Here is a 25,014-nt window from a genome sequence, read left to right as displayed (position 1 = left end):
CGATCGAACTGTGCGATCAGTAGTCCCAGAAGACCGGCACCCAGCGAAAGGCGTCGCCGTCGACTGCCACATGTCCGACGGACGGGAACGGCAGGTGAGTGGCCACCAGCAGTCCACCGGTCTCAGCCAGTTCCCGCAAAAGACTGATACGAACGCGGGCCGACTCCTCGGGATCGTGTTCGAAGCCGTTGTACCAGTCGGGGTGCTCGAACCCGACCGCGAACACTAGGTCGCCGGCGAACGTCAGCCGGTCGCCGCCGGACGCCACGCGGACCACGCTGTGCCCGGGGGTGTGGCCGCCGGTGCGAGTGACGATCACTCCCGGTGCCACCTCGTACTGCTCCTCGAACGGCCGTAGCTGGCTGCGGTACTCTTTCACGAACCGCTTGGCGGTCGATCGAAGCGCGTCCGGGAAACCCGGCGGCATGGCGACGTGGGAGAAATCGGGCGCCTCCCAGAACTTGACCTCGGCGGCCGCCACGTGGATCCGCAGGTCCGGACGTAGCTGTTCCTTGACCCCTTCGACGAGCAGCCCACCGATGTGGTCCATGTGCATGTGGGTCAGCACCACGTCGGTCACGGACGCAAGATCGATGCCGGCGGCCTCCAGTCGCTTGATCAATTGCCCGGCGCGCGGCAAGTGCAAGTCCGGGTCGAGCCCAAGCCCAGCATCGACGAGTATGGTCCGGTCGCCGCTGCGCACCACGACCACATTCAGCGCCCAATCGTAAGCGTCGGGCGGCAGGAACATGTCTTTCAGCCAGGTCGCCCGGACGGCCGGGTCGATGTTGTGTGCCAGCATCGCGGTTGGGAGCGGTAGCACGCCGTCGCTGACCACCAGCACGTCAATGTCGCCGACCTGAACCGCGTAGCGCGACGGAACCAGTTCGTTGGGCCCCGGTCCGCCGGAGTGTGAGGTGTTGGCTAAGCTCGTGTCGACGTCCATGCTCGATCTCCTGTTTCATGTTCAAGGTGCTGGCTGATCTCGGTTGAGTTGGCCGCGCAGCCAGCGAGAGGCGCGGCCCATTTCGCGTGAAGCCTAGAAGAAGCCACTCACGTCAGTCACACGCTCCGGATCGGCAGCGGCCAGCGCGGCGGCACGCTCGGGCTGCGGCGGATAGATCCAGACGGTGTTGATCTCCTGCTTGGTCTTCTTGGCGACCTCGCCGACCATCGCCACCTTGCGTTCCCAGCCAACGGTGAACAGCGCACCGGCTTCGCCGAGGTCGAGGCAGGTGACATAGCCCTTCTGGTGATAGGGCTTGGTCGGAACGCCCAACAGTTCGGCGGCGGCGTTGTTGCCGGCAAAAGCGCCCATTCGCGTGGCGTGCTGACACGACATCAGCGCGTAATTGCCGATATCGTCGCTTGCGGCCCTGGCGGCATCGCCGGTAGCGAAGACACCTGGCACTGATGGCACGCGCAAATCCCGGTCGACCAGTAGGCGGCCGAAATTGTCGCGCTCGGCCGGGATCTGCTGGGTCAACGGTGCCGCGCGAATACCTGCCGCCCAGATCACGGTCTCGGCCTCGATGTGCTCGCCGTCGGAAAGCGTGACGCCGGATTCGTCTAGCGATGTAATGCCGGCGCCAAGCCGGGTCTCCACGCCGAGCTTGCGCAGGGCCTCTTCGATGACAGGACGGGGGCCTTCGCCCATATCAGGCGCGATCGCCTTGTTGCGGTCGACGATGATGACGCGCGTCTTGGCGTCCTTGCCGAGGATTCCGCGCAGTCGCGAGGGCATCTCGGTGGCCGCCTCGATGCCGGTGAAACCGCCGCCGGCAACGACAACCGTGTCACGCCCGTTCGCCGCCGGCCGTTTCGCCAGGCCGTGCAAATGCTTGTCGAGGGCGATTGCATCATCGAGCGAGTCGACGCTAAATCCGTGCTCGCTGAGGCCCGGAATGTTCGGACGGAATAGCCGGCTGCCGGTCGCCACCACCAGCCGGTCGTAGGAAAGGGTCTTCTTCGCACCCTTGGTGGCGACGATGCCCACCGTGCGGGATTTGGCGTCGATGGTTTCGGCGCTGCCTTGCACGTAAGTAACATCGACGGCCTTGAGCACATCCAGCAGCGGCGCCGTCAGGGTCTCGGGCTTCGGTTCGTACAGCCGCGGCCGGACCACCAGCGTTGGCTCTGGCGCGACCAGCGCGATCTCGAGCTCCTCGGGCGAAACGCCCTGGATATCGCGCAGGCGGGCTGCGGAAAGTGCGGCGTACATGCCGGCGAAGCCGGCTCCTATGATAACAAGTCGCATGTGATCTACTCCTTGGTTTGATTTTCTCGGTAGTGCACCGCCGCTTCTCTTTGGCGGCAAGCATCCTCCGATCGACGTCGACGCGAACAGGCGGACCGAAGACCGGCGGACCTATGGTAGGCAGTTCGGTTCCGAAGACATCGGCATGGGGTTTTCACAAGCCGCGCGGCAGCCTCCGAAAGGGGATGCCCAGCCACGGTTAAGGGTCACGGGCAAAGCTGGGCTCGGGCCCCAGTTCTGGTAGGGGAGCTGGGCGCCTACTTTGGACATGATGGAAATCACGGGACTGGTCCGTTGCACGGCCTGCGCTGGAATTTCCACCTCCTCCCCCGCTGCTGAAGTGAAGCGAACTCCCAATGAAAGTCCGTACACGAGTGCGGTCACGAAGCCTTTTCGGCGTGAAGTGATTGCAAGCCGGTCGACCAAGTTCTTCCTGAGCATGTTGTCTCCGTCTGCTGGGGCGTGGGGCACCCTCATGATCTAGCGGACCGAAGATGCGACTGCGCCAGAGCGATTGCTGTACCTGCAGAGCGATTGCTGCTAACGCACGCGGCGTTGCGCTAGGGCTTTCGCCCAGCCAATCGCTGAACGCCACGGCGGGGCGTACGAGGACCGCGTAGCCGAGCTCCGCCGCCAGCGACAAAAAACCATGCGTCGGCGACTTGCAGCATGTTCATGGTGATCGAGCGGTACTGTGGCGCAGCCGAACGGACGGCGAGATCCCGGTGCTTTCCTTGAAGGCTCGGCAGAAGTGGAAGCTCGACAGGCCCGCCTCGCGAGTGAGACATCGGTATCGATGTCCGCGCAAGTGTTCGCCGGTGCGGCGGCATTGCCATCGGCGACAACGCGTCAATGACCGGCTGGATCGCGGTCCAAGAGATCGCAGGGGATGATGCCGTGCCGGACAACGCGCTCGACTGTTGTCTGCGGATTACAGCATCATGTTTCAAGAACCCGGGAATACCCATCGCGAGGTTGAGCCCGGTCGATGAGTGTCATCGTGCGAGAACGCGCCGCTCCAAACACCGCCGATATCCCACTCACCGCTAGAACCGCAGTGATGCCGTGGGGGAGAGCCATGGACGTGGTCGGCCATAAGTGCGACTGCGTCGTGGACATTTCCCGCTGTGGGGAAAAGCTTGTTACGGTAGAACGAATGCCGTCAACGCTTGTGACGTCTCCAGTCGCTTGGCGTTTCGCCGGTCAGTTTCTTGAATGCCGCGGCGAAGGCGGTCTGGGAGGAGTAGCCGAGGGCCGCCGCGATCGAGACGACGGATTCATCGCTATCGCGCAGCATGCTCATGGCCTGCTCGAGCCGGTACTGGCGCAGCCAGGCATGAGGCGAAAGCCCGGTGCTTTCCTTGAAGGCACGGCAGAAATGAAAGCGCGATAGACCGGCATCCGAAGCCAGCGCCGCGAGCGAGACGTCCGAATCGCTGTCCGAGCGCAAGCGGTCGGTGGCACGGAGCAGGACCTTCGGCGAAAGCCCGCCCATTGTTGGCTGGATCGTCGTTGGCGAGCCGGTGTGCGCAGCCAGAAGACGCGTGGCCAGAAGGTCTATTAATTGGTGCCTGAACAGCGTATCCAGCGCCTCATTGCTCTCCAGGACATCCGTCGCGCTCAAGATCAATCGGGACGTAATGGGGTCGTGATGCGCCGTTCGCTCCACGAGGTCGATCGGTGTGGCGGTGTTGGCTTCGTCAGCGACGCGCTTGAGCACTGCGTGAGGAAGATAGAGCTGAACGACATCAACAGGTTTCGGAATATCCCATCGTGAGCTTGATCCTTCTGGAATGATTATCAATACACCGGGCCGAAACGTTCCGATCGCAACCGATCTGCCTGTCCGACGCTCCATGCGCTGCATCGAGCCGTTGTAAGCCATGATGACGTGATGGCTCATAGGCTCGACGACGTCGTGCAATGGCTCATGTTTCCAGTGAGCGATCGCGCTCCCAGAGGGGTCCAAAGCCATGCTGAGTGGTTTGGTGTGAAGCACGCGTGCCATCTCAACATCGGCAGGACGGCGGTCGGAAACCTGCAAATAACGCTGCTGCGCGCCGGAAGCGTCTGACTGGTTTTGTTGGTGCGAATGATCGCGCAAGATTGGCTGGCTCATGAACCTGTCCTAGCTTCGAGGAGCATCGTTGAGCGTTCGGCGCGCGTTCTAAGCGGGTACAGGCCCAGCGTCTTTCTCAAAACTCCCGTGCTTTGCCTGATCCTGCTGTAAGCTGATGCTAGGCGCCCGCGCCGCGATTAAAGTCGCAATCAGCGCGGCGGACGGTGGCGGTTAACTGCTGTCGAAATAGGCAATCGACGCCGGGAGCCGTCGTAAGCGGCAGCGAATGGACAAAATCGCTGACGTTCTCGAGCAGACATCGAGCTTTGTGTCACGAAACTGCCACGACGAAACTGGACGACCGTGCGCTAGCGTCAGATAATGGTTCACGAAATCACGTGCGGGCGCTTGTCAGTCCAACTTCGCTGAGAGAGTTATCCTATGACCCAGGCGAGCGCCTTCGGCCGGAAGCTCGGGCGGTTTTTGCACCTGAAGGATGCGCCGCCCTCGCTGATAACGAGTTCGCTGCGCGGGGTGGAGCTCGCGGTCACCGAAACCCGGGATGACAATCCAGTGCCGGGTCTTTCCGGTTCCTTTACCGCGGAGGATGCTTTCGTCGTCAGCCTCAAACTTCACGATTATCCCGACTGCGAACTCTGGGAAAATGGCAAGTGCGTGATGAAAGCGGATGTTCCCGCGGGAGCGACCTATCTGTACGACCTCAAGCGCGATCCGCGCTACGTGATCGACAAGCCGTTCCACTCCCTGTTTTTCTATTTGCCGCGCTCGGCGCTCGACGCTCTCACTGAGCAGCCCCGCATGCCGCGCGTCGGTCAGCTTGCCTGTGAACTCGGCGTAGGCCATGACGACACGGTCGTCCGTCATATCGGCGCGTCATTGCAACAAGCGCTGCGTCGACCAGACGAGACGAACCAGCTTTTCATCGATCACATGATGCTCGCGCTCACCGCACACGTCGCCCAGGCCTACGGCGGGCTACGTCCTTCTGAACCGAATCGCGGCGGCCTTGCGCCGTGGCAGGTCAAGCGCGTCTGCGAAAGGCTGGAGTCCGATCTCGGCGGAAAGCTTTCGTTGCAGGAAATCGCGGCCGAGTTCGATCTTTCGATCAGCCACTTTTCGCGCGCGTTTCGCATCTCCACCGGCCTGCCGCCGCACCAGTGGCTGCTGCGCCAGCGTGTGAAGGCGGCCAAGCAACTGATGACGGTTCGCGACCTGTCGCTGTCGGAAATCGCAATATCGGCCGGGTTCGCCAATCAAAGCCACTTCACGAGGGTGTTTTCGTCTGTGGTCGGCGTCAGCCCGGGAACGTGGCGCCGCGAGGCGCAGGGTGCACCGGAAAGCAAGAAGTGATCGGAGCCCCGGCAGAAGCCTTTTCGCTCAGCGACGCGTTGCCTGCGAGATAGCGTAAGCGGCGCGACGCACCGCAAACATTTCGTCCAACGGATGACCGATTCCTTCGGCCAGAGTTGCCGGATTGAACACGGGTTCGTCGCAGGCATCATTTTCTTCGACACCAGTGATCACGATCGTTCCCAGCCGTACCGCTTCGCGTCCGTCCTCATCGGGCCATCGGACGGTCACGTCCATGACCGGGTCGCCCGGACGGTCCAGCAGCGCCATCACACTGAACCTCATATCGCGAGCCGCGATCCGGGATTCGAGGTCGTGCAGCAGCTCGGTGGGTTTTGCGTTGGCTGCGGCCCTGCGCCTCGCCGCCTGTTCGCCGACTGGCGCGACCTTGAACTTGATGAACCTTGTCTCGCCTCTTGAATTGGTCGCGGGGAACGCGTGCACGCCCCAATAGGTTGTTGAGGCAAAGCTTGCGGCAGGCGGATGCGCGGCGATGTAGCTCGCCTGATGCAGCGTCTCGGGATTGGCAACTGAAAATGTCTCGACCATTTCCAGATCCGGCTTGCCGTCGGGTCCTGGAGTACGGGCTCGAAGGAAAGCCAGCATCTGGTCGGGGGTCCTCGCGAAATGAACCGGGGCACTCTGGGTTAAAATATCCGAGCGCTCGCCATCGCTGCCAAGCCGGAAGCTGAATCCGCGCAATAACAGGTAGTTGGTGTCTGGGCCTTCCGCCACCGAGAAGCGCGCCAGGAGGCGCGAAGGCTTGGTGAAGCTACAGGATTTCGTGATCTCCTTCGCCTGGTCCGATGGGGTATAGGTGCCGCGAACGCATCGGCCATTGGCAAAGCTCGCACGTGACTTTGGCGGAAGGCCGGCAACCGTCTTCATGGCGGCGACTATGGATGCGGAGCCGGCAAGGCCGCGGGGGAACTTGGGCAGGACGGGACCTCGTGATCTAGAGTTGGTAAAGTTCTTGGGCAGGACAACTTGGGCGTCTTTCCCGAATCCTTCCCGCCTTGTCTGTTTCTGCGACAAAGCTTGCCGACGGCAGCATCCCCGATGCGTACCGTTCGCAGGACCTCAGTTCGCTTCTGGTCCGGCGAACTTTGGCCAAGGCTGATGCTTGGCCCGCCATTTCGGGCCAGGGCCACGCATGTAGTGCAGCTCGGGCCGGTAGCTATCGCGTAGGTCCAAAAACAGGTTCTGAAGAATGCTGGCGATGTCGGACACGGTCACAGCCGCCTTCGAGAAAAAAACAGACTTTGCGGACCAGCGCGCAGAAGCCGGTGCGATCACACGAGGACTGACAATGTTTTTCCAGATCATCGTTTTTCTCCGTCCGCTTGGATGTCGGCCGATGATTTAGCGGATCGGGTCTGCTGCTGCGCCAGAGCGATTGCCGTACCTACAGAGCGATTGCTGCTAATGCATGCGCCCGGCCAATCGGTCGGGCCTCCGCAGGTTCCGCGAGACCTTCAGGCACACCGTGACCTCGGCCAAGCGGCTCCCGATGAATCTGCTCGATGCCTTGCGAGCGGTCGAACATTCAAGCGTGCTGCGGGATCATCTCGGGGAGTTCGTACCCGCCTATCTCAAGCTGAAGCATGAGGAGTGGAACGACTACGCACGCCATCTGACCCAATGGGAGCGAGACAACACTCTGGACTGTTGAGTCGCAACAGGTGTTCAGCACTGGCGCGATGGGAAGCCGGCACGCGCCGTATCACACATAGACGATCTGGAGGACCAGGTACCAAACCATTTGCTCGTCAACGAACCATCATTGTCGGTCCAGGGGATCGGTGGCAATTGCGGCAGGTAGGATGCATATGGCATCACTTTCGCAAGCGTCACCCTGCCCGGATACCGTGCGAGAAAAGCCTTGTTCATTCCGCCGTCGAATCCGCTGTAGATCGGGGCAACTGGCACGTTGTCTTCAAGCAATTGCGCGTACGCGCGCTCGTCGGCGCGCCGTTTTTCCAGCGCCCTTCGCGCGATTTCCGGATTGACGACGAAGGGAGGGCATTTCTCGATCGGATTGAACACGAGAGGGTGCGGCGAATTCGGGGAAGGTTGCGCATCGAACACATAGCGGCGGCTACACACATCCACTTTGGGTTCGAGCTGTGTCGTCTCGAAATGATCGTTGCCGACCTTGAGCATTTCCCAGAAGGGCAGGTTGGGATTGTTTCGATGGCGCGCCAGATTCACCGGTGTCAGGCGGAACGGATAGGCTTGGACCTGGAACGATGTTCGGCCGCCGCGGAATGAGTCACGCGCCAGCGAATAGATCTCGCTGATCTGTTCGTCCGTCATGGCATAGCAACCGCTCGACCAGCAGTCGCCGTGGATCATGAGGAAGCTGCCGTTTCGCTTGTTTGCCCTGTCGAAGCTGTTCGGATAGCCGAGGTTGATCGAGAGATAGAAATTGGAGTTGGGGTTCATCAACTCAGGCGTAACTGTATAAAAGCCTTCCGGAGCCTGTCGGTCGCCCTCGTACAATTTCGGCCCGAGATCGCCCGACCACCGGCAGATCGGATAGGTCTTCAGCAATTGGAAACGGCCGGCCGTGTCCTGCTTCCAGACTTCGAGCTCTGCCTCGTCCTTGAAAAGACGCACAAGGATGGGGGAATATTTCGGCATCTTCTTCTGTTTGAGCAGCGCGAGCAGCTCGGCCGGCAATTCCTGCGTCGCCTTGGCGGGCAACGGCTTGCTGCTTTCGCCAAAGCATGTGGCAGGTGCTAAGGCAGCGGCAAAAGCCGCCGCCAGCACAATTGCGTGTCGGACCATGGCGCATATCACTGCTGTACCTCCAGCCCGTCGCGCGCCGCTATTTCTCAAATCCGACGAACATCGTAGCCTCCTCGACCGACTTCCGCTCTGACACCATCGCATTCGCCGGAAAAGTCTCATCATTCTGCCCCCGATGTCGCCGAACCACCGGACGCTGCTTCAGCAGTTCGACGCCGTGCCGGCAAGCACGCGAAGGCGCAACACAAGTCGTTCGATTGCAATACTATGGATCAATCGGACGACATCGTCTACGGAGTGAACGACCTCGAGGCAAGGTGCTCTCCGCAAGCCTCGCCGGTTCGGCAGGCTCGGCTGAACTCGACGAGAGGTGATCGCGCTGGTGCACCGTGCCTCGCCGGTACCTCCGGCAGGCGCCAGGCGATCCATCACGGCGCCTGTACGCTTCAGCACGCGATGACACATCATGGTTCTGCTGCAAGATGGTCCCCGCTCCGGGCGAAGGCACGCGCTGGCGCGACCACCATTACTACAAGATGGCTGTCTCGGCGCGGCTTTCATCTCGACGAACCGGCGTCGTCGCTAGCGACTAGCGCAGCACGACTTCTTGATCTGTCCAGCGAAGATAATGCCGCGGTGCAGCGCCTAGCTCGCGCTTAAACATGGCGGCGAATGCGCTCGGGCTGTCATAGCCCACGTCCAGCGCTACGCATGTGACGGGTTCGCCTGCGCCCAGGCGTGCCAAAGCTTCCAGGAGCCGCACGCGTTGTCGCCACATTGAAAAGCTCTGACCGGTCTCGCGGCGGAACAGCCTCGTCAGCGTTCGCCGGCTGAGGCTGTATTTGTCTGCCCAGTCGTCGAGCGTAAGGTCCGAGGAGGGGTCTCCAAGCACTGCCTTACAGATCGCCGCAAGGCGGGGGTCCGGTGGCACCTGCACGTGAAGCGTCACCTCCGGCATGTGTGAGATCTCGGCGAGCAGGAGTTCGAGAAGCTTGCCGTCGCGTCCGTCCTGGTCGTAGGTCTGCGGCATCCGCACCGCCTCGTCCATCAGGGCTTCGACGAGCGAGGATGCACGAATCAGGCGGCACGTCTCCGACGTTCCTCGTCGGCGATCAGGCGTGACATAGATCGTCTGGGCCTCGACTTCACCCCAGGCGCGCGACTGATGTACAACGCCAGCCGGAATCCATAAACCATGCCCGGGTGGAACCACGAAATGACCGCGCTCGGTCATCATCGCCGTGACGCCGGTGATCTGCAGGATGAACTGGTCGCGCCGATGCGCGTGCCGCGTGCTGGTGCTCTCGTTCGGATAAGTTGCGGTCATCGCGGCGACCGGCCGCGCGATCGTCTGAAGTTGTCCGGCATAGTTGGCGGCCGCTGCGGGGCCCTCCTGTTTGCTGCAGGTGCGCAATTCGCCAGTCACATCTCGCCGCGCTACGACTTTCACGTGTCGTGAACTCCCGATCCAAGTCCTTTTCTGCAAGGCTCTTATGCATCTTCCGGGCCAGATATGGCCCGATCGCGATGGTTCTTGTCCCCGATCAGGTAGCGCGGGACAGGGCGTTTGGCAACAATGCTCGCGCCGGCCAGATTCGCCAAAGCCGAATACGGCGTCTGGCGAGGTCCTTCTCACGCCGATATGCGACACGGAGAGCTCGATGAACAGACGCGAATTCACCCAGGCCATGCTGGCCGCCGGCGCCGCTATCCCCTTCGGCATCACGCGAGCGGCCGGCCAGACCCGCGGTGGAACACTCAACACCATCATCCAGCCCGAGCCGCCGCTGCTGGTCACCGCCTTCAACCAGCAGCAGCCGACGCTGACGCTCGGCGGCAAGATCTACGAGAGTCTTCTCAAATATGGCGCTGACCTCAAGCCGATGCCGGGCATGGCGCAGTCCTGGGAGATTTCGCCGGACGGGCTGACCTATACGTTCAAGCTGTTTCCCAACATCACCTTCCACGACGGCAAGCCGATGACGTCCGAGGACGTCGTGTTCAGCTGCATGAAGGTGTTGACCGAGACGCATCCGCGCGCGCGGCAGAATTTTGCGCGCGTCGCTTCGGCCGAGGCGCCCGATCCGCTCACCGTCGTGTTCAAGCTGAAGCAGCCCTTTGCGCCGTTCCTCGGCTGCTTTGACTGCACCTCGGCGCCGATCGTGCCAAAGCACATCTATGAAGGCACCGACTACCGCAAGAACCCGCTGAACGACAAGGCGATCGGCACCGGCCCATTCAAGCTGAAGGAATGGGTGCGCGGCTCGCATGTCCATCTGGTGCGCCATGAAGGATACTATCTGAAGGACCAGCCGTACCTGGACGAGATCATCTACCGCATCATCCCGGATTCGGCATCGCGCGCGCTGGCGCTGGAGAACGGCACGGTGCAACTCGCGCAATGGACCGACGTCGAGTTCTTCGACGTGCAGCGCTTCAAGGCGCAGAAGAACCTCGAAGTCACCACCAAGGGCTATGAGTATTTCGCGCCGCACCAGTGGCTCGAGATGAACAACCGCATCGCGCCGATGAACGACAAGCGCTTCCGGCAGGCGGTGATGCACTTGATCGACCGCGATGCGCTCGCCAAGCGGGTCTATTTCGGCAGCGCCAAGGTCGCGACCGGCCCGATCTCGTCCAAGACGAAATTCTACGACGGCAAGGTCAAGCGCTACGACTATTCGATCGACAAGGCCAAGGCGCTGCTCGACGAGATGGGACTGAAGCCCGACACCAACGGCAAGCGCGCTGAGATCAAATACATCGTGCCGCCTTACGGCGAATCCTATCAGCGCGCCGGCGAGTTCTTCCGCCAGAGCTTTGCCCGCGTCGGCATCGATCTCGTCCTCGTCGGCACCGACATGGCCGGCTGGGCCGAAAAGGTCGGCAACTGGGATTATGAGATGACCCAGAACCTGCTCTACCAGCTCGGCGATCCCGCGCTCGGCGTCTCCCGCACTTACGTGTCGTCGAACATCAAGAAAGGCATCCTGTTCTCGAACACCGAAGGCTATTCCAACCCTGAGGTCGACAGGCTGTTCGACGAGGCCGCCGTCACGCTCGACGAGGCCAAGCGACAGGAGCTTTATTCCAAGGTGCAGCAGATCCTGGTCGAGGACGTGCCGGTCGCCTGGACGCTGGAGCTCGAATATCCCATCATCTACGACAAGGCGTTCAAGAACATCGTGTCGACCGGCATCGGCTCGCACGAAACCTTCGGGTCGGTCTACAAATCGTGATCCGTCTCGGCAGCGCGGCGCCGATCGGGCTGATGGCACTGAGCCGGATTGCCCAGCTCGTCGCCGTCATCCTCGTCATCGCCACTTTCAACTTCGTGCTGGTGCGGGCCGCCCCTGGCGATCCCGCCCAGGTCATGGCCGGCCAATCCGGCGCGTCCGATCCGAAGCTGCTGGAAGATCTGCGCAAGGAATATGGGCTCGACAAGCCCTACGCCGTGCAGCTCGCAAGCTATCTCGGCCGCGTCGTCAGGCTCGACCTCGGCTATTCCTACCGCCAGCGCCGCGCGGTGGTCGATCTCATCCTGGAAAGGCTGCCGGCGACGCTGCTGTTGACGGTGACGGCCTTCTGCCTCGCGCTGCTGATCGGCACGACCCTTGGCGCGCTGGCGGGGCTGGCGGCGGGCAGCGTGCTCGATACGGTCTTCACCGTGCTGTCGCTGGTGCTTTATGCGACGCCGGTGTTCTGGCTGGGGCTGATGCTGGTGCTGGTCTTCTCCGTGACACTCGGCTGGCTGCCGCCGTTCGGTTACGAGACCATCAACGTCAAGCTCTCGCCGCTGGAGCATGCGCTCGACATCGCCAAGCACATGATCATGCCGGTGACCTCGCTGGCTGCGATCTATCTCGCGATCTATGCCCGGCTGATGCGGTCCTCGATCATCGAGGTCGCCCAGCAGGACTTCATCAAGACCGCGCGCGCCAAGGGCCTGTCCGGGCCCAGCATTGTGGTCGGCCACATGCTGCGCAACGCGCTGGTGCCCGTCGTCACCGTGGCCGGCATGCAGGCCGGCGCGTTGGTCGGCGGCGCCGTGGTCATCGAGACGGTGTTCGCCTGGCCGGGCCTCGGCCGGCTGACCTTCGATGCGCTGCTCCAGCGTGATTATCCCGTGCTGCTCGGCATTTTTCTCATTCTGTCGATCGTGGTCATCGTGCTCAATCTGCTGACCGACCTCATCTACAGGCTGATCGATCCCCGCATGACGACAGGAGCTGCGTGATGGATGCGGTTCGCGCCTTCCTGCGTCATCCTAGCGGCATGGTCGGCCTCGTCGTGCTGCTTGTCGTGGTCGTCATCGCGCTCATCGCGCCCATCGTCTTTCCGGTCTCGCCCTGGGAAATGGTCAGCGCGCCGTTCACGCCGCCCGGCGAGGACGGCCTGCTGCTCGGCGGCGACACGCTCGGCCGCGACGTTGCGGCCGGCGTTGCCTATGGTGCCCGCGTGTCGCTCGTCATCGGCATCGCCTCGGCCATGGCGGCTATGGTGATCGGCGTCACGATCGGCGCAATTTCCGGCTATTTCGGCGGCAAGGTCGATCTCGTGCTGATGCGGGTGACCGAGCTGTTCCAGACCATCCCCGCTTTCGTGCTTGCGATCCTCTTGGTCGCGACCTTCAACCCGTCGCTGCTGACGATCATCCTGACCATCGGCGCCGTGAGCTGGCCGCCGCTGGCGCGCCTCACCCGCGCCGAGTTCCTGCGCCTGCGCAATCGTGAGTTCGTCGAAGCCGCGCTGTGCCAGGGCGAGGGCTCCTTGCAGATCGTGCTCGGCCATATCCTGCCCAATGCGATTTCGCCGATCCTGGTCGTGACCTCCCTGACGGTCGCCACCGCCATCCTGCTCGAAAGCGCGTTGTCCTTCATGGGCCTCGGCGACCCCAATCTGATGTCCTGGGGTTTCATGATCGGAGCCGGCCGCACCGTCATCCGTAATGCCTGGTGGATGAGCGTGTTTCCGGGGCTCGCGATCCTCATCACCGTGCTTGCCATCAACCTGTTCGGCGAAGGTCTCTCCGATGTGCTCAATCCGCGTGTATCGAGGCGCCGGTCATGAGCGAGGCCGTGCAAGCCAAGGCACCCGTTCTGTCGGTCGAGGGGCTCTCGATCGCGCTGCCCGAAGGCGGCGATCGCCCGTTCGCGGTCGAGAACGTCTCCTTCCAGGTCAAGCCCAACGAGGTCGTCTGTCTCGTCGGCGAGTCCGGCTCGGGCAAGTCGATGATCGCCCATGCGGTGCTGTCGCTGCTGCCGAAGAGCGTCAATATTGCCGCGGGCGCCGTGACTGTCGCAGGACAAGATCCGGCAAAGCTCGACCGGCAGGCGCTGCGCCGCCTGCGCGGCGGCGAAGCCGCGATGATCTTTCAGGAGCCGTTGTCCTCGCTGAACCCGCTCAAGCGGGTTGGCAGGCAGATCGAGGAGATGATCCTCACCCATCAAAAGCCAATGCCGTCGGCAATTGAGGTGCACGAACGCGTGCAGCAGCTCCTGACGCAGGTCGGCCTGCCAAATCCAAAGCTGCTTGAGAAGAGCTATCCATTCGAGCTGTCCGGCGGCCAGCGCCAGCGCGTCATGATCGCGATGGCGATGGCCAACCGTCCGGCGCTCCTGGTCGCTGACGAGCCGACCACAGCGCTCGACGTCACCACCCAGCGTCAGATCCTGCGCCTGATCGACGATCTCCGGCGCGACCGCGGCATGGGCGTGCTGTTGATCACCCATGATTTTGGCGTCGTTGCCGATGTCGCCGACCGCGTCGTGGTGCTTCGTCACGGCAAGGTGGTGGAGCAGGGGACGGTCGAGGAAGTCCTGCGCAGTCCTAAGGCTGACTACACCCGCGAGTTGATCGATGCCGTGCCGAAGGCGCGGCTCGACGAGATCCGCCGCACCGCGGTCCATCCTACACCGCTGCTCGAAGTCATCGGTCTTGAGAAGACATTCCGGGTCAAGCGCGGCCTGTTGCAGCCGCCGCGCGAGGTCGTCGCAGCCGACGGCATCTCGCTGACCTTGTACGAGGGCGAGACGCTCGCCGTCGTCGGCGAATCCGGGTCCGGCAAGTCGACGCTCGGGCGCATGATCGTGCGTCTGACCGAGCCGGATGGCGGTGCCATCCGCTTCAACGGCCAGGATCTGCGCCAGCTCCGCGGCGAGGCGCTCCGCCAGGCGCGAAAGCAGCTCCAGATCGTGTTCCAGGATCCGTTTGCGAGCCTCGATCCGCGCCAGAAGGTCGGCGATGCCATTGCGCGCGGACCAATGGCCTTTGGCACGTCGCGCACGGAAGCGATGGAGCAGGCGAGGAAGCTGCTGGTGCGAGTTGGCCTCAACGCCGTCGCCGCCGATCGTTACCCCCACGAATTCTCTGGGGGCCAGCGCCAGCGCATCTGTATTGCGCGCGCACTGGCACTCAAGCCGCGCGTGCTCATCGCCGACGAAGCCGTGTCGGCGCTCGACGTTTCCGTCCAGGCTCAGGTACTGGCGCTGCTTGCCGAGCTCCGTCAGGAGATGAAGCTCGCCATGATCTTCATCACCCACGACCTGCGGATCGCCGCCGAGATCGCCGACCGCGTCATCGTGCTCCAGAAGGGGCGCATCGTTGAAGAGGGCGCGACCGCGGACGTTTTCACGGCCCCTCAAGCCGCCTACACACGCGAGCTGCTCGATGCGATCCCGGGCCGCGATTTCTTCGACCAGCCGGGCTTTGCCAGCGTGACCGGCGCACTACCGACAGCGAGGATGAGTTCATGACCGACAGCCGTCCCCTTCCAGCCGGCGCGCGCGAGCGCATCGAGGCCACTGTGGATGCCGCCTTCGACGAGCAGATCGACACCACGATCGCGTTCACGGCGATCCCGAGCACGCGCGCGGCGGAGGCGCCCTGTCAGGACATGTTCGCAAAGCTGTTGCGCGATCGCGGCTACGAGGTCGATGACTGGGTCATCAACCAGGACGATCTGAAGGCGCTGCCGGGCTACGGGCCGGTCGAGACCGACTTTTCGCGTGCCCGCTCCGTTGTCGGCACCTTCCGGCCGGCCAGGGAAGAGGGCCGCTCACTGATCCTTCAGGGCCATTGCGACGTCGTGCCGGCAGGTCCGCTCGACATGTGGGAGCGGCCACCGTTTCAGCCGGTGATCGAGAACGGTTGGCTCTATGGTCGCGGCGCCGGCGACATGAAGTCCGGTACCATCTCGGCGCTCTACGCGCTCGATGCGATCAAGGCCGCGGGCTACAGGCCCAAGGGCCGCATCCACCTGCAATCGGTGATCGAGGAGGAGAGCACCGGTCTCGGCGCGCTCTCCACACTTCAGCGCGGCTATCGTGCCGATGTCTGCATCCTGCCCGAACCGACCGACGAGAAGCTGATGCGTGCCCAGGTCGGCGTGATCTGGTTCCGCCTGAAAGTGCGCGGGATACCAGTCCATGTCGCACGCGCCGGCACCGGCTCAAATGCGATCAAGGCTGCAATCCACCTGATCCAGAAGCTCGAAGGTCTCGAGGCCGAATGGAACGAGCGCGCGAAGACGCACCCCTCGTTCAAATCGGTCGAGCATCCGCTCAACTTCAATCCTGGAATCATCAAGGGCGGTGACTGGGCCTCCAGTGTGCCCGCCTGGTGCGATGTCGATTGCCGCATTGGTGTGCTGCCCGGCTGGAAGATCGCCGACGCCCAGGCCGAGATCGTGGATTTCGTCGCCAAGGCGGCGCGCTCGCATCCATTCCTCGCCAACAATCCGCCGGAGATCGTCTGGTCCGGCTTCCTGTCGCCGGGCTACGAGGCGACGGAGATTCAGGAAAGCGAGGCGGTTCTCGCTCCGGTCTACGAGCATGTGTTCGGCCGCAAGCTGACCAGCTTCTCGTCAACCGCACTGACCGATGCGCGCTTCTATGGTCTCGATTTCGGCGTGCCTGCGTTTTGCTTCGGCGCCACGATGGAAGGCGCGCACGGCTTCAACGAGCGCGTCGATCTCGCCTCGGTCAAGCGCGTCACCAAGGCGCTTGCGCTGTTCACCGCGAACTGGTGCGGCATCGAGGCCAATTAGCCGAAAGAAGGAAACTCACCGCAAAAAGGGAGGTTCGCGAATGGGCAGCCAGGGTGCAGGCGGCAAGCCGCCGGTCAAGACGCAAGAGGATCTGCGCGCGCATTTCGGGCAGCTCAGCCCGCTCGCCGAGAAGAAGGTTCTCAGCCATCTCGACAGGTTCTGTCGCGACTTCATCGCGCTTTCCCCGTTCCTCGTCCTTGCCACCAGCGATGGCAACGGTCATGCCGATGCAAGCCCGCGCGGCGACGCGCCGGGCTTCGTCGCCGTGCTCGACGACAAGACGCTGCTGATCCCGGACCGGCGTGGCAACAACCGCGTCGACACCTTCGGCAATATCATCGCTTCCCCTGGCATCGGCCTGATCTTCCTGGTGCCGGGGATCAACGAGACCCTGCGCGTCAATGGCCGCGCCGAGATCTCGCAGGATGCCGAGCTGTTGACGCCGCTCGCGGTGCAGAACGTGGTCCCAATCATCGGGCTGAAGATCCATGTCGAGGAGACCTATTTTCATTGTGGCAAGGCGCTGATGCGCTCGAAGCTCTGGAATCCGGCTGCTCAGGTCGAGCGCAACAGTTTCCCGACGCTCGGCCGGATCATCGCCGAGCAGACTGTCGCCATCGCGGTCGAAGAGGCCGAGAAGACGATGGAAGAAGGATACCGTACGAGGCTCTACTGAGAATGAGCAATCTGATCTAGCGGTCCGCCCTGCAGAAGGTTTCGACGATACGCTACATGCTCGCAGCCTGCCGCCCGTGAAATGTCTGCGAGGTAGGTAGCGAGCGGCAGCACTGAGCGCACAGACGCGACGAATCCGAACGGAAGCGGCATCGTCACGCTGCGAGGAAGAACCCGATGGCCGATGCCACGCTGTTGCCGCCGGCGCGCATGCCCGGAATGGCAACGAGCACTGCGCCGACGAGCAGAATGAGAACTGCAATGAGTTGCCGCTGGGACGGCACGCGCCGTGCGACAAGCAATCCTAGCAGAATGGTGAAGATCGGCAGCGAGCCGTTGGCGAACGCTCCCCGTATGCCGCCGACGCCCCCTTCAACCCAAAGTACATCAAAATGCTGTATAGCGCGCCGGGACCACAAATTGACATCGACAGGATTGCGTGCAGCGGCAGGTGGCGCGGCCCAGGCCTTGGCGAACGGAAGAACCAGGGCGCCGGTGACCAGGGACCGAAGTGCGGTCAAATCGAAGGGTGTCAGGCCGGATTGCATGCCGGCCCTCGAGAAGACGAGAAAGCCGGACCAGATGCAGAACACGCCGGCTGCGCTCAGGAGACCGAAAATCCGCTCGTTCGATTTGGCTACAGGTGTCAAGCCCGTGTCCGATTGCTTGAGATATCTTAGCGCACTTTAAAACACCTGCGAGTTTCAAGATGCTCTCCGCAACATGGCCCTCCAAGGTGCCGCCATGGTGAGCGATCCTTGGGAGTTTTTCTAGCCGAGAGTTCCGCAAGCCGCTGTAATCGGATCTCTGGGGTGCAGCCACGCTGTGCGATGACGGAATCAACGCCAGGAACACTTCCGGCGGCGCTCCGTTAGCGCAGCAAACGCCGGGAGTTGTCCATGACCAATTATCCAAAGCCGCCTTATCCTGCGCAGCAGCAGCCGATGCCGGGCTCGACGCGGGCCATGCAGCCGCGCCCGGATCATGGCGAGGAAAGTTACAAGGGCTCCGGCCGTCTTGCCGGAAAGAAGACCATCATCACGGGCGGCGACAGCGGCATCGGCCGCGCGGTGGCGATCGCCTATGCGCGTGAAGGCGCGGATATCGTCATCTCCTATTTGAACGAGGACGAGGATGCGGCCGAGGTCAAGGCGCTGGTCGAGCGGGAGGGACGCAAGGCCGTCCTGATCCCGGGCGATATCAGCAATCCCGAACATTGCAGCGCCATCGTGCGTCGCACCGTCGAGGACCTCGGCGGCATCGACATCCTCGTCAACAACGCTGCCCATCAGGCGACGTTCAAGGACATCGCGGATATCAGCGACGACGAATGGCGGCGGACATTCGAGATCAACATCCACGCCATGTTCTATCTGGCCAAAGCCGCCGTCCCCCACATGCGGCCGGGCTCCGCGATCATCAACACGGCCTCGGTGAACTCCGACATGCCGAATCCGAGCCTGCTGGCCTACGCCACGACCAAGGGTGCGATCCAGAATTTCACTGGCGGGCTTGCGCAGATGCTGGCCGAGAAGGGCATTCGGGTCAATGCGGTGGCCCCGGGGCCGATCTGGACGCCGCTGATTCCCTCGACCATGTCGGAGGAACGGGTCAAGAACTTCGGCAAGCAGGTGCCGATGCAGCGCGCCGGCCAGCCGGCCGAGCTCGCGACGGCATATGTCATGCTGGCCGATCCGCTTTCGAGCTACACGTCGGGGGCGACGTTGCCCGTCACCGGTGGCAAGCCGTTCATCTGATCCGGGCGAGCACCGTGGCGGGGCCGCACTATCGGCGTCGCCACTCTCAATCAGTAGCTTTCAATCACGCAGCGCTGGACGCCTTGGCGTTGACGCCTTTGCGCAGGGCCACCGTGTTCAGCTTGGTGTTGGCGGCCTTCTCTTCGTTCAGATTGGTGGTGAGGAAGCGCACGATGTCGTCGTGGCCGAGCTCTTCCGCCCAGGCGATCAGCGTGCCGTACCGGCACATTTCATAATGCTCCACCGCCTGTGCGTTGGCGACGATCGCGGCGTCCAGCACGGCCTTGTCCTCGATCTCGCCGGCGGTCTCGTCGGCTTCCTTGATCAGGCCGTCGATGGCCGGGCAATGCGTGCCGCTCGGCTCCTTGCCGAGCTTGGCGAAGACCTTATCGAGGCGCTCGACCTGCTTGTTGGTCTCTTCCAGATGCGCCTTCAGCCCGGCGACGAGATCCCTGTTGGTGGCCTTGTCGATCATCTTCGGCAGCGCCTTCAGGATCTGCTGTTCCGCGTAATAGATGTCCTGGAGCCCGTGCAGCAGCAGGTCTTCCATCGACTGGATGTCCTTGGTGAAGAATCCCATAAAAGACGTCTCCTTTTCACAATGATGGCAGTGGAACGCGGAGCGGCCGCCGCTGTTCCATTCCCGTGTGCAGATCGGGAGAGCCGAATGAGCGATGGAGTGGATCATTTTGTGGGCCTGCTCGGACGTGCGGCGATGGACGTATGGGGCGACATGCCTCGCGACATCCAGGAGGCACTGTTCGAGACCGCGATGAAGGGCCGCGACACCGAGCGTGAGGAGCTGGCGCGATTGCTGCACGAGCGGCATCCGCGCACGCTGCATCCGGCCCGGCCGGGCTGACGCCGGCGGGCTGGGAACGAACATGCGATCTCCTGATTGGTGAATCGGGTGGCGCCACACGGGCTCCAACGAGGACCGCGCGAGGCGCATCGCCCGAGCCTGTCAACCTGTGAGTCGACCGACGTGACTGAAAATATCGGCAAATGGTACGACCCGATTTCGGAGCGGTGGATCGTGCCTCGCCAACCCCACACCATCGCCGCGTTCGATCGGTCGAGCGCGGAGAACGTGCCGGAGGCGAACAAGAGAGAAGAGACGCAGCGGATCTGGAATCTGCTGGTCGATTGCTGCGCACGTGGATGATGCAGCGTCGGCGCCAAAACGAGCGACATGACGCGCTCGACGACGCTCGGGAGTGTCAACGGCCTTGAGGCTGGCTTTGCGCGGGGCAGGTCAGCGTTCCCGTCAACCCTGATCTCGACGACGTCCGGAGCGGATCGGTATATTACCACCCCTGCCGACGCCGCCGGAACAAGGATCAGAGATGGACGATACGATTGGCTTCCCCGACCCCGGTCTTGACCTGTCGGACGGCTTCAAGCCGCACACCTCACATTGGGGCGTGTTCTCCGCGCGTCAGGGCGCGGCTGGGCTGGAGGTCAGGGCCTATGCGGGCGATCCCGATCCGAACGGCATCATCGACAATTTTCCCGGCGCGCTCCGCCACCAGGCGCGCATCGCCCAGCCGGCAATCCGCCGCGGCTGGCTCGAGCGCGGGCCGGGCCCCGACGATCGCCGCGGCCGCGACGAGTTCGTCTCCGTCAGCTGGGAGAAGGCGCTGGATCTTCTCGGCGACGAGCTTGGCCGCATTCGCGACACCCGCGGACCCGGCGCCGTGTTCGGCGGCTCCTATGGCTGGTCGAGTGCCGGGCGCTTCCATCACGCCCAGAGCCAGGTGCATCGCTTCCTCAATATCGCGTTGGGCGGCTATGTGCGCTCGGTCAACACCTATTCGTCCGGTGCGTCCTCGATGCTGCTGCCGCAGATCCTGGCCGGCTACGAGGACATCACCAAGCGCAACGTCACCTGGGAGCAGATCGCGGCCGAGACCGACATCGTGCTGGCGTTCGGCGGCATGGCGCTGAAGAACTCCATGGTGGCCGGCGGCTCGATCAGCAAGCATGTCGAGCGCAGCGCCATGGCGGCGGCGCGGGCGCGCGGCTGCGAGTTCATCCTGGTCAGCCCGCTGCGCGACGATCTGCCGGTGGAGGCCGGCGCCGAATGGATGAGTTGCGTGCCCGGCACCGACACCGCCCTGATGCTCGGCATCGTCCATACGCTGGTCAGTGAGAACCTGCACGACCAGGCCTTCCTCGACCGCTACACCGAGGGCTGGGCAATCTTCCTGCGCTATCTCAACGGTGAGAGCGACGGGCAAGCCAAGCACGCCGAATGGGCCGCCGCGATCTCAGGCGTCAGTGCGGATGCGATCCGCAAGCTGGCGCGGCGTCTCGCCGGAAAGCGCGCGCTCGTCACCGTCTCCCATTCGCTGCAGCGCGCCGAGCATGGCGAGCAGCCGGTGTGGATGGGCATGGTGCTGGCGGCGGCCCTCGGCCAGATCGGCCTTCCCGGCGGCGGCTATGCCTATTCGCTGGGTGCGATCGGCTATTACGGCCGCCGCGTCAACGACGTGCCGGGACCGACGCTGGGGCAGGGCCGCAACGGCGTTGCCGATTTCATTCCGGTGGCGCGCATCGCCGACATGCTGCTCAATCCCGGCACCACGTATCGCTACAACGGCGAGACGCGCACCTATCCGGATATTCGTCTAGTCTACTGGGCGGGCGGCAATCCCTTCCATCACCATCAGGACATCAATCGCCTGCGCAAGGCCTTCGCGAAGGTGGACACGCTGGTCGTGCACGAGCTCGCCTGGACCGCCACCGCCCGCCACGCCGATATCGTGCTGCCCGCGACGATGACGCTGGAGCGCGAGGACATCGGCTATTCCACCAACGATCCCCTGATGGTCGCGATGCACCGGATCGCCGAGCCGTTTGGGCTCGCGCGTGACGATTACGATATCTTCGCCGATCTCGCCGAGCGTCTTGGGGCGCGCGAGCCGTTCACCGAAGGGCGCACGTCGCGGCAATGGCTGGAGCATCTCTACGAGCCGACCCGCGCATCGCTTGCCAAACGCGGCCTCGAAGCGCCGAGCTTCGAAGAATTCTGGGCGCGCGGCAGCCTGGTCGTGCCGCAGCAGCCCGATGACGGCGGCCGGCTACGCCGCTTTCGCGAGGATCCCATCAATCACGCTTTGCCGACGCCGAGCGGACGCATTGAGATCTACTCGGCCAAGATCGCGGGGCACGGTGATGCGGATTGTCCCGGACATCCGGTCTGGCTCGACAAGACCGATGTTCCCAAGCCGGGGGCACCGTGCTTCCTCGTCGCCAATCAGCCGGTGACGCGCCTGCACAGCCAGCTCGATTTCGGCGGACATTCGCTGGGCTCAAAGCATCGCGGCCGCGAGGTCGCGCGCATGAACCCGGTCGATGCACAGGCGCGCGGCATCAAGGACGGCGACATCATCCGCCTGTTCAACGCGCGCGGTGCCTGTCTCGCCGCGGTCCGCGTCACCGAGGGCATCGCGCGCGGCGTGGTTCAGCTGCCGACCGGCGCGTGGTACGATCCGATGGATCCGGAAGACGAGGCGCCGCTCTGCGTTCACGGCAATCCGAACGTGCTGACCCGCGACGTCGGCACCTCGTCCCTGGCGCAGGGCTGCACCGGCCAGTTGACGACCGTCGAGGTGGAGAAGTTCACCGGCAATCTACCGCCGATCCGCGCGTTCGATCCGGTTTGGGCAAAGCAAGGAGAACTTTAGATGATCCGCAAGGCAACAGCAGTCTGGAAGGGCACTGGTCGCGATGGCACGGGCCATGTGTCGAGCGAATCCGGCGTGCTCGCCGGGACGCCCTATTCATTCAAGACCCGCTTCGAGAACGAGAAGGGCACCAATCCCGAAGAGTTGATCGCCGCGGCCCATGCCGGCTGTTTCACCATGGCGCTAGCCTTCGGCCTGCAGATGGCGGGTTTCACGCCGGACGAGCTCTCGACCGAAGCCGCCGTCACGCTCGAGCCCGAGGGCAAGGGCTTCAAGATCAGCAAATCCGCGCTGACTCTGCGGGCGAAAGTGCCTGGTCTCGACGATGCCGGCTTCGCCCGGCTCGCCGGCGAGGCCGAGAAGAACTGCCCGGTGTCCAAGGTGCTCAACGCCGCCATCACGCTCGACGCCACGCTGATCTAGGGCGATGGACTGAGGCTAGATCGCTGCAAAGGCGGAGGTGCGCTCCCTCTCCCGCTTGCGGGAGAGGGTTGAGGGTGTTTCCGCAATGGGCGACCGGGTGGGCGTCAACGCGCGGCTTTCGGCCGGGCGGCCGAAAGCCTATATGATGGACAAGCTTTTGAGCGATCATTGGGAGCACATCACATGACGACGGAACGCGCAGTTTTGGCCGGCGGCTGCTTCTGGGGCATGCAGGATCTGATCCGCAAGCAGCCGGGCGTGATCTCCACCCGCGTCGGTTACACCGGTGGGCACGTCAAGAACGCCACCTACCGCAATCACGAAGGCCATGCCGAAGCGATCGAGATCGTGTTCGATCCGGCCAGGACCAGCTTCCGGACCATGCTGGAGTTCTTCTTCCAGATCCATGATCCGACCACGCTCAACCGTCAGGGCAACGATATCGGCACGAGCTATCGGTCGGCGATCTTCTACACCAGCGAGGAGCAGAAGCGGATTGCCGAAGACACCATTGCCGACGTCGAGGCCTCCGGCCTGTGGCCCGGCAAGGTGGTGACCGAGGTCGCGCCCGCGCGCGAGTTCTGGGAAGCCGAGCCCGAGCATCAAGATTATCTCGAACGTTATCCTGACGGCTACACCTGCCACTTCATCCGGCCGGGCTGGAAGCTGCCGCGGCGCGCTGCGGCAGTCGGAGGCTAGAGCCTGAAGAAGGTGGCTCGCCGGCTGTGGCGGTCCACCTCCTCATCGGTCAAAGCCGACGCGAGTCCGCTCACGCATCGACATGCAAGGTCCGGCGCTGCTCCGCGGTGACGATCCCCGCCGTCAACGTGACGAGACCCATCAAGGCGGCGAGCAGCCAGAATGCCAGCGGCAGTCCGCCGAGCTGTGCGACGAAGCCGACGCCGGCAGGGCCGAGCAGGACGCCTGCGTAGCCCGCTGTCGTGATCGCCGCGACCGCAAGTCCCGTGGGCATCACCTTTTGCTGCGCCGCCCGGCGGAATAGCACGGGCACGAGGTTCGAGGCGCCGAGCCCGATCAGCAGGAATCCGGCGATGGCGACCGCTGCCACGGGCGCGGTGAGCAGCACCACGAAGCCGGCGATCGCGATGAGGCTGCCCCACAGTAACGTCGTGCGGTCTCCGATGCGCGCAACGATGGCGTCGCCGCTAAGCCGGCCGATCGTCATCGCGATCGAGAACACGATGTAGCCGATGCCGCCTTGGGCCTCGCTGACGAGCCCGGCGCCGATCACGAGCAGCGCGCCCCAATCGAGCATCGCGCCTTCGACCAGGAAGGTGATGGCGCCGAGCAGCGCCAGCAGCAGCACCGATCCATGCGGCAGCACGAACAATGGGCCTTCCTGCACCTGCACCGATCGAAGCAGGCGCGGCCAGGTCACGAGCATCGCGATCAGCATCAGCACGGAGCAGATCAACGTCGAGGCGAGCGCGCCGAGCTGCAGAGAGAGCAGCGCCGTCATCAGCGCGGAACCGGCGAAGCCGCCAATGCTGAACAGGGCGTGGAAGCCGGACATCAGCGGGCGTCGCGCGGCGCGCTCCACTTCCACGGCGTGGATATTCATGGCGACGTCAATGGAGCCGAGTGCGGCCCCGAAGACGAACAGCGCCAGCGCGAGCGTCGCGGGCGACGCCGCGATGGCCAGCAATGGCAGCACCAACGTGAGACCAAGTCCGCCCGCGATGACAATCGGTTTGCTGCCGTAGCGCGCGCTGAGCACGCCGGTCAGCAGCATCGCGATCACTGAGCCGATGCCGAGGCTGAGCAGCAGCAGCCCGAGAACGCCGTCATCGACCGCGAGCCGCGCCTTCGCGAACGGCACCAGCGGCGCCCAGCACGCGATGCCGAAGCCCGCAACGAGGAAGGCAAGCCGGGTGGCAAGGCGGGTTGCCGGCCGGTCGGCAGAAGACATGGGAACTCCGGGAAGCAGGGGAGGAGACGGTCGACAGGCCCGAGGATTGCCGCGG

22 protein-coding genes and 2 pseudogenes are annotated in these 25,014 nt (G+C 63.5%); 13 read left to right on the top strand and 11 right to left on the bottom strand.

Annotated features, from left to right (window positions below):
• Window positions 1-16 precede the first annotated feature (16 nt).
• The 3 genes from I6F09_RS18690 to I6F09_RS18680 form a co-directional block, all read right to left on the bottom strand.
• The gene (locus I6F09_RS18690) at window positions 17-946 is read right to left on the bottom strand and encodes an MBL fold metallo-hydrolase (protein WP_225150342.1); all 930 of its coding nucleotides are present in this window, start codon (window positions 944-946) and stop codon (window positions 17-19) included.
• A 93-nt stretch (window positions 947-1,039) separates the two neighbouring features.
• Window positions 1,040-2,257 (bottom strand): NAD(P)/FAD-dependent oxidoreductase, encoded by a 1,218-nt coding sequence (locus I6F09_RS18685; protein WP_225130245.1) that lies wholly within the window; start codon window positions 2,255-2,257, stop codon window positions 1,040-1,042.
• 1,162 nt (window positions 2,258-3,419) lie between these two features.
• Window positions 3,420-4,265, bottom strand: a complete 846-nt coding sequence (locus I6F09_RS18680; RefSeq protein WP_225114641.1) for an AraC family transcriptional regulator — start codon at window positions 4,263-4,265, stop codon at window positions 3,420-3,422.
• A gap of 492 nt (window positions 4,266-4,757) precedes the next feature.
• On the opposite strand from I6F09_RS18680, the gene I6F09_RS18675 reads away from it, so the two are divergent.
• Window positions 4,758-5,687 (top strand): AraC family transcriptional regulator, encoded by a 930-nt coding sequence (locus I6F09_RS18675; RefSeq protein WP_225142617.1) that lies wholly within the window; start codon window positions 4,758-4,760, stop codon window positions 5,685-5,687.
• A 27-nt stretch (window positions 5,688-5,714) separates the two neighbouring features.
• On the opposite strand, the gene I6F09_RS18670 is transcribed toward I6F09_RS18675, so the two are convergent.
• Both I6F09_RS18670 and I6F09_RS18665 read right to left on the bottom strand, forming a co-directional pair.
• A complete protein-coding gene (locus tag I6F09_RS18670) occupies window positions 5,715-6,575 on the bottom strand; it encodes a catalase (protein ID WP_225188728.1) in 861 nt (286 codons plus the stop codon).
• Window positions 6,576-6,767: 192 nt separating this feature from the next.
• On the bottom strand, window positions 6,768-7,013 hold the full coding sequence (locus I6F09_RS18665; protein ID WP_109142908.1) for a hypothetical protein: 246 nt from the start codon (window positions 7,011-7,013) through the stop codon (window positions 6,768-6,770).
• Between the two features lie 154 nt (window positions 7,014-7,167).
• Between I6F09_RS18665 and I6F09_RS18660 the strand changes: the two are divergent.
• Window positions 7,168-7,359 (top strand): annotated as a pseudogene (locus tag I6F09_RS18660) (type III glutamate--ammonia ligase); the annotation flags it as partial.
• Window positions 7,360-7,373: 14 nt separating this feature from the next.
• Here the strand turns inward: I6F09_RS18660 and I6F09_RS18655 are convergent.
• The 3 genes and pseudogenes from I6F09_RS18655 to I6F09_RS18645 all read right to left on the bottom strand — a co-directional run bounded on the left by I6F09_RS18655 (window position 7,374) and on the right by I6F09_RS18645 (window position 9,888).
• A complete protein-coding gene (locus tag I6F09_RS18655) occupies window positions 7,374-8,477 on the bottom strand; it encodes a murein L,D-transpeptidase family protein (RefSeq protein WP_249784525.1) in 1,104 nt (367 codons plus the stop codon).
• Window positions 8,478-8,517: 40 nt separating this feature from the next.
• Window positions 8,518-8,601, bottom strand: a pseudogene (locus I6F09_RS18650) (nitroreductase); the annotation flags it as partial.
• A gap of 426 nt (window positions 8,602-9,027) precedes the next feature.
• The gene (locus I6F09_RS18645; protein WP_109142911.1) at window positions 9,028-9,888 is read right to left on the bottom strand and encodes a helix-turn-helix transcriptional regulator; all 861 of its coding nucleotides are present in this window, start codon (window positions 9,886-9,888) and stop codon (window positions 9,028-9,030) included.
• 211 nt (window positions 9,889-10,099) lie between these two features.
• Between I6F09_RS18645 and I6F09_RS18640 the strand changes: the two genes are divergently transcribed.
• Genes I6F09_RS18640 through I6F09_RS18615 form a run of 6 tightly spaced genes read left to right on the top strand, consistent with a single transcriptional unit; the run spans window position 10,100 to window position 17,161 of the window.
• Window positions 10,100-11,677: an ABC transporter substrate-binding protein gene (locus tag I6F09_RS18640; RefSeq protein ID WP_109142912.1), complete on the top strand. Its 1,578-nt coding sequence runs from the start codon at window positions 10,100-10,102 to the stop codon at window positions 11,675-11,677.
• Window positions 11,674-12,675: an ABC transporter permease gene (locus I6F09_RS18635; protein ID WP_225188727.1), complete on the top strand. Its 1,002-nt coding sequence runs from the start codon at window positions 11,674-11,676 to the stop codon at window positions 12,673-12,675. Before I6F09_RS18640 ends, I6F09_RS18635 begins: the two co-directional genes overlap by 4 nt.
• Complete coding sequence (locus tag I6F09_RS18630; protein WP_225188726.1) at window positions 12,675-13,508, top strand: ABC transporter permease; 834 nt, start codon at window positions 12,675-12,677, stop codon at window positions 13,506-13,508. The genes I6F09_RS18635 and I6F09_RS18630 overlap by 1 nt, the downstream gene beginning before the upstream one ends.
• The gene (locus tag I6F09_RS18625) at window positions 13,505-15,193 is read left to right on the top strand and encodes an ABC transporter ATP-binding protein (protein WP_225188725.1); all 1,689 of its coding nucleotides are present in this window, start codon (window positions 13,505-13,507) and stop codon (window positions 15,191-15,193) included. The genes I6F09_RS18630 and I6F09_RS18625 overlap by 4 nt, the downstream gene beginning before the upstream one ends.
• A complete protein-coding gene (locus I6F09_RS18620) occupies window positions 15,190-16,485 on the top strand; it encodes an ArgE/DapE family deacylase (protein ID WP_225188724.1) in 1,296 nt (431 codons plus the stop codon). Before I6F09_RS18625 ends, I6F09_RS18620 begins: the two co-directional genes overlap by 4 nt.
• A gap of 40 nt (window positions 16,486-16,525) precedes the next feature.
• Window positions 16,526-17,161, top strand: coding sequence for a pyridoxamine 5'-phosphate oxidase family protein (locus I6F09_RS18615; protein WP_036029306.1), 636 nt, complete (start codon window positions 16,526-16,528; stop codon window positions 17,159-17,161).
• Window positions 17,162-17,315: 154 nt separating this feature from the next.
• On the opposite strand, the gene I6F09_RS18610 is transcribed toward I6F09_RS18615, so the two are convergent.
• Window positions 17,316-17,708 carry a hypothetical protein gene (locus tag I6F09_RS18610; RefSeq protein ID WP_346730120.1) on the bottom strand — a complete coding sequence of 131 codons (393 nt, stop codon included), beginning with the start codon at window positions 17,706-17,708 and terminating at the stop codon, window positions 17,316-17,318.
• 351 nt (window positions 17,709-18,059) lie between these two features.
• Between I6F09_RS18610 and I6F09_RS18605 the strand changes: the two genes are divergently transcribed.
• Entirely contained in the window at window positions 18,060-18,917 is an 858-nt protein-coding gene (locus tag I6F09_RS18605; RefSeq protein WP_225188722.1) for a glucose 1-dehydrogenase, read from the top strand.
• Window positions 18,918-18,981: 64 nt separating this feature from the next.
• Here I6F09_RS18605 and I6F09_RS18600 read toward each other — a convergent pair whose 3' ends face one another.
• Entirely contained in the window at window positions 18,982-19,497 is a 516-nt protein-coding gene (locus tag I6F09_RS18600) for a ferritin-like domain-containing protein (protein WP_109142919.1), read from the bottom strand.
• A gap of 87 nt (window positions 19,498-19,584) precedes the next feature.
• Here I6F09_RS18600 and I6F09_RS18595 point away from each other — a divergent pair, with 87 nt between their 5' ends.
• The 4 genes from I6F09_RS18595 to msrA all read left to right on the top strand — a co-directional run bounded on the left by I6F09_RS18595 (window position 19,585) and on the right by msrA (window position 23,728).
• The gene (locus I6F09_RS18595) at window positions 19,585-19,779 is read left to right on the top strand and encodes a hypothetical protein (RefSeq protein WP_036029310.1); all 195 of its coding nucleotides are present in this window, start codon (window positions 19,585-19,587) and stop codon (window positions 19,777-19,779) included.
• A gap of 484 nt (window positions 19,780-20,263) precedes the next feature.
• Window positions 20,264-22,606: a molybdopterin guanine dinucleotide-containing S/N-oxide reductase gene (locus tag I6F09_RS18590; protein ID WP_225188721.1), complete on the top strand. Its 2,343-nt coding sequence runs from the start codon at window positions 20,264-20,266 to the stop codon at window positions 22,604-22,606.
• Window positions 22,607-23,029 carry an OsmC family protein gene (locus tag I6F09_RS18585; protein ID WP_225188720.1) on the top strand — a complete coding sequence of 141 codons (423 nt, stop codon included), beginning with the start codon at window positions 22,607-22,609 and terminating at the stop codon, window positions 23,027-23,029. It begins immediately after the preceding gene.
• Between the two features lie 183 nt (window positions 23,030-23,212).
• The gene (gene msrA, locus I6F09_RS18580; protein WP_036008049.1) at window positions 23,213-23,728 is read left to right on the top strand and encodes a peptide-methionine (S)-S-oxide reductase MsrA; all 516 of its coding nucleotides are present in this window, start codon (window positions 23,213-23,215) and stop codon (window positions 23,726-23,728) included.
• A gap of 70 nt (window positions 23,729-23,798) precedes the next feature.
• On the opposite strand, the gene I6F09_RS18575 is transcribed toward msrA, so the two are convergent.
• Entirely contained in the window at window positions 23,799-24,959 is a 1,161-nt protein-coding gene (locus tag I6F09_RS18575) for an MFS transporter (protein WP_225188719.1), read from the bottom strand.
• Window positions 24,960-25,014: the final 55 nt, after the last annotated feature.

It is taken from the genome of Bradyrhizobium sp. IC3195 (genome assembly GCF_020193585.1).
Classification (GTDB): Bacteria; Pseudomonadota; Alphaproteobacteria; order Rhizobiales; family Xanthobacteraceae; genus Bradyrhizobium; species Bradyrhizobium yuanmingense.
The sequence above is the reverse complement of the archived record's forward strand: the minus strand, read 5'-3'. Positions and strand labels throughout refer to the sequence as shown.

Coding starts and splice junctions, on each gene's coding strand:
- I6F09_RS18690 (WP_225150342.1), bottom strand. CDS start 946: ATGGACGTCGACACGAGCTTAGCCAACACCTCACACTCCGGCGGACCG.
- I6F09_RS18685 (WP_225130245.1), bottom strand. CDS start 2,257: ATGCGACTTGTTATCATAGGAGCCGGCTTCGCCGGCATGTACGCCGCA.
- I6F09_RS18680 (WP_225114641.1), bottom strand. CDS start 4,265: ATGGCACGCGTGCTTCACACCAAACCACTCAGCATGGCTTTGGACCCC.
- I6F09_RS18675 (WP_225142617.1), top strand. CDS start 4,758: ATGACCCAGGCGAGCGCCTTCGGCCGGAAGCTCGGGCGGTTTTTGCAC.
- I6F09_RS18670 (WP_225188728.1), bottom strand. CDS start 6,575: ATGAAGACGGTTGCCGGCCTTCCGCCAAAGTCACGTGCGAGCTTTGCC.
- I6F09_RS18665 (WP_109142908.1), bottom strand. CDS start 7,013: ATGATCTGGAAAAACATTGTCAGTCCTCGTGTGATCGCACCGGCTTCT.
- I6F09_RS18655 (WP_249784525.1), bottom strand. CDS start 8,477: ATGGTCCGACACGCAATTGTGCTGGCGGCGGCTTTTGCCGCTGCCTTA.
- I6F09_RS18640 (WP_109142912.1), top strand. CDS start 10,100: ATGAACAGACGCGAATTCACCCAGGCCATGCTGGCCGCCGGCGCCGCT.
- I6F09_RS18630 (WP_225188726.1), top strand. CDS start 12,675: ATGGATGCGGTTCGCGCCTTCCTGCGTCATCCTAGCGGCATGGTCGGC.
- I6F09_RS18625 (WP_225188725.1), top strand. CDS start 13,505: ATGAGCGAGGCCGTGCAAGCCAAGGCACCCGTTCTGTCGGTCGAGGGG.
- I6F09_RS18620 (WP_225188724.1), top strand. CDS start 15,190: ATGACCGACAGCCGTCCCCTTCCAGCCGGCGCGCGCGAGCGCATCGAG.
- I6F09_RS18615 (WP_036029306.1), top strand. CDS start 16,526: ATGGGCAGCCAGGGTGCAGGCGGCAAGCCGCCGGTCAAGACGCAAGAG.
- I6F09_RS18610 (WP_346730120.1), bottom strand. CDS start 17,708: ATGCAATCCGGCCTGACACCCTTCGATTTGACCGCACTTCGGTCCCTG.
- I6F09_RS18605 (WP_225188722.1), top strand. CDS start 18,060: ATGACCAATTATCCAAAGCCGCCTTATCCTGCGCAGCAGCAGCCGATG.
- I6F09_RS18600 (WP_109142919.1), bottom strand. CDS start 19,497: ATGGGATTCTTCACCAAGGACATCCAGTCGATGGAAGACCTGCTGCTG.
- I6F09_RS18595 (WP_036029310.1), top strand. CDS start 19,585: ATGAGCGATGGAGTGGATCATTTTGTGGGCCTGCTCGGACGTGCGGCG.
- I6F09_RS18590 (WP_225188721.1), top strand. CDS start 20,264: ATGGACGATACGATTGGCTTCCCCGACCCCGGTCTTGACCTGTCGGAC.
- I6F09_RS18585 (WP_225188720.1), top strand. CDS start 22,607: ATGATCCGCAAGGCAACAGCAGTCTGGAAGGGCACTGGTCGCGATGGC.
- msrA (WP_036008049.1), top strand. CDS start 23,213: ATGACGACGGAACGCGCAGTTTTGGCCGGCGGCTGCTTCTGGGGCATG.
- I6F09_RS18575 (WP_225188719.1), bottom strand. CDS start 24,959: ATGTCTTCTGCCGACCGGCCGGCAACCCGCCTTGCCACCCGGCTTGCC.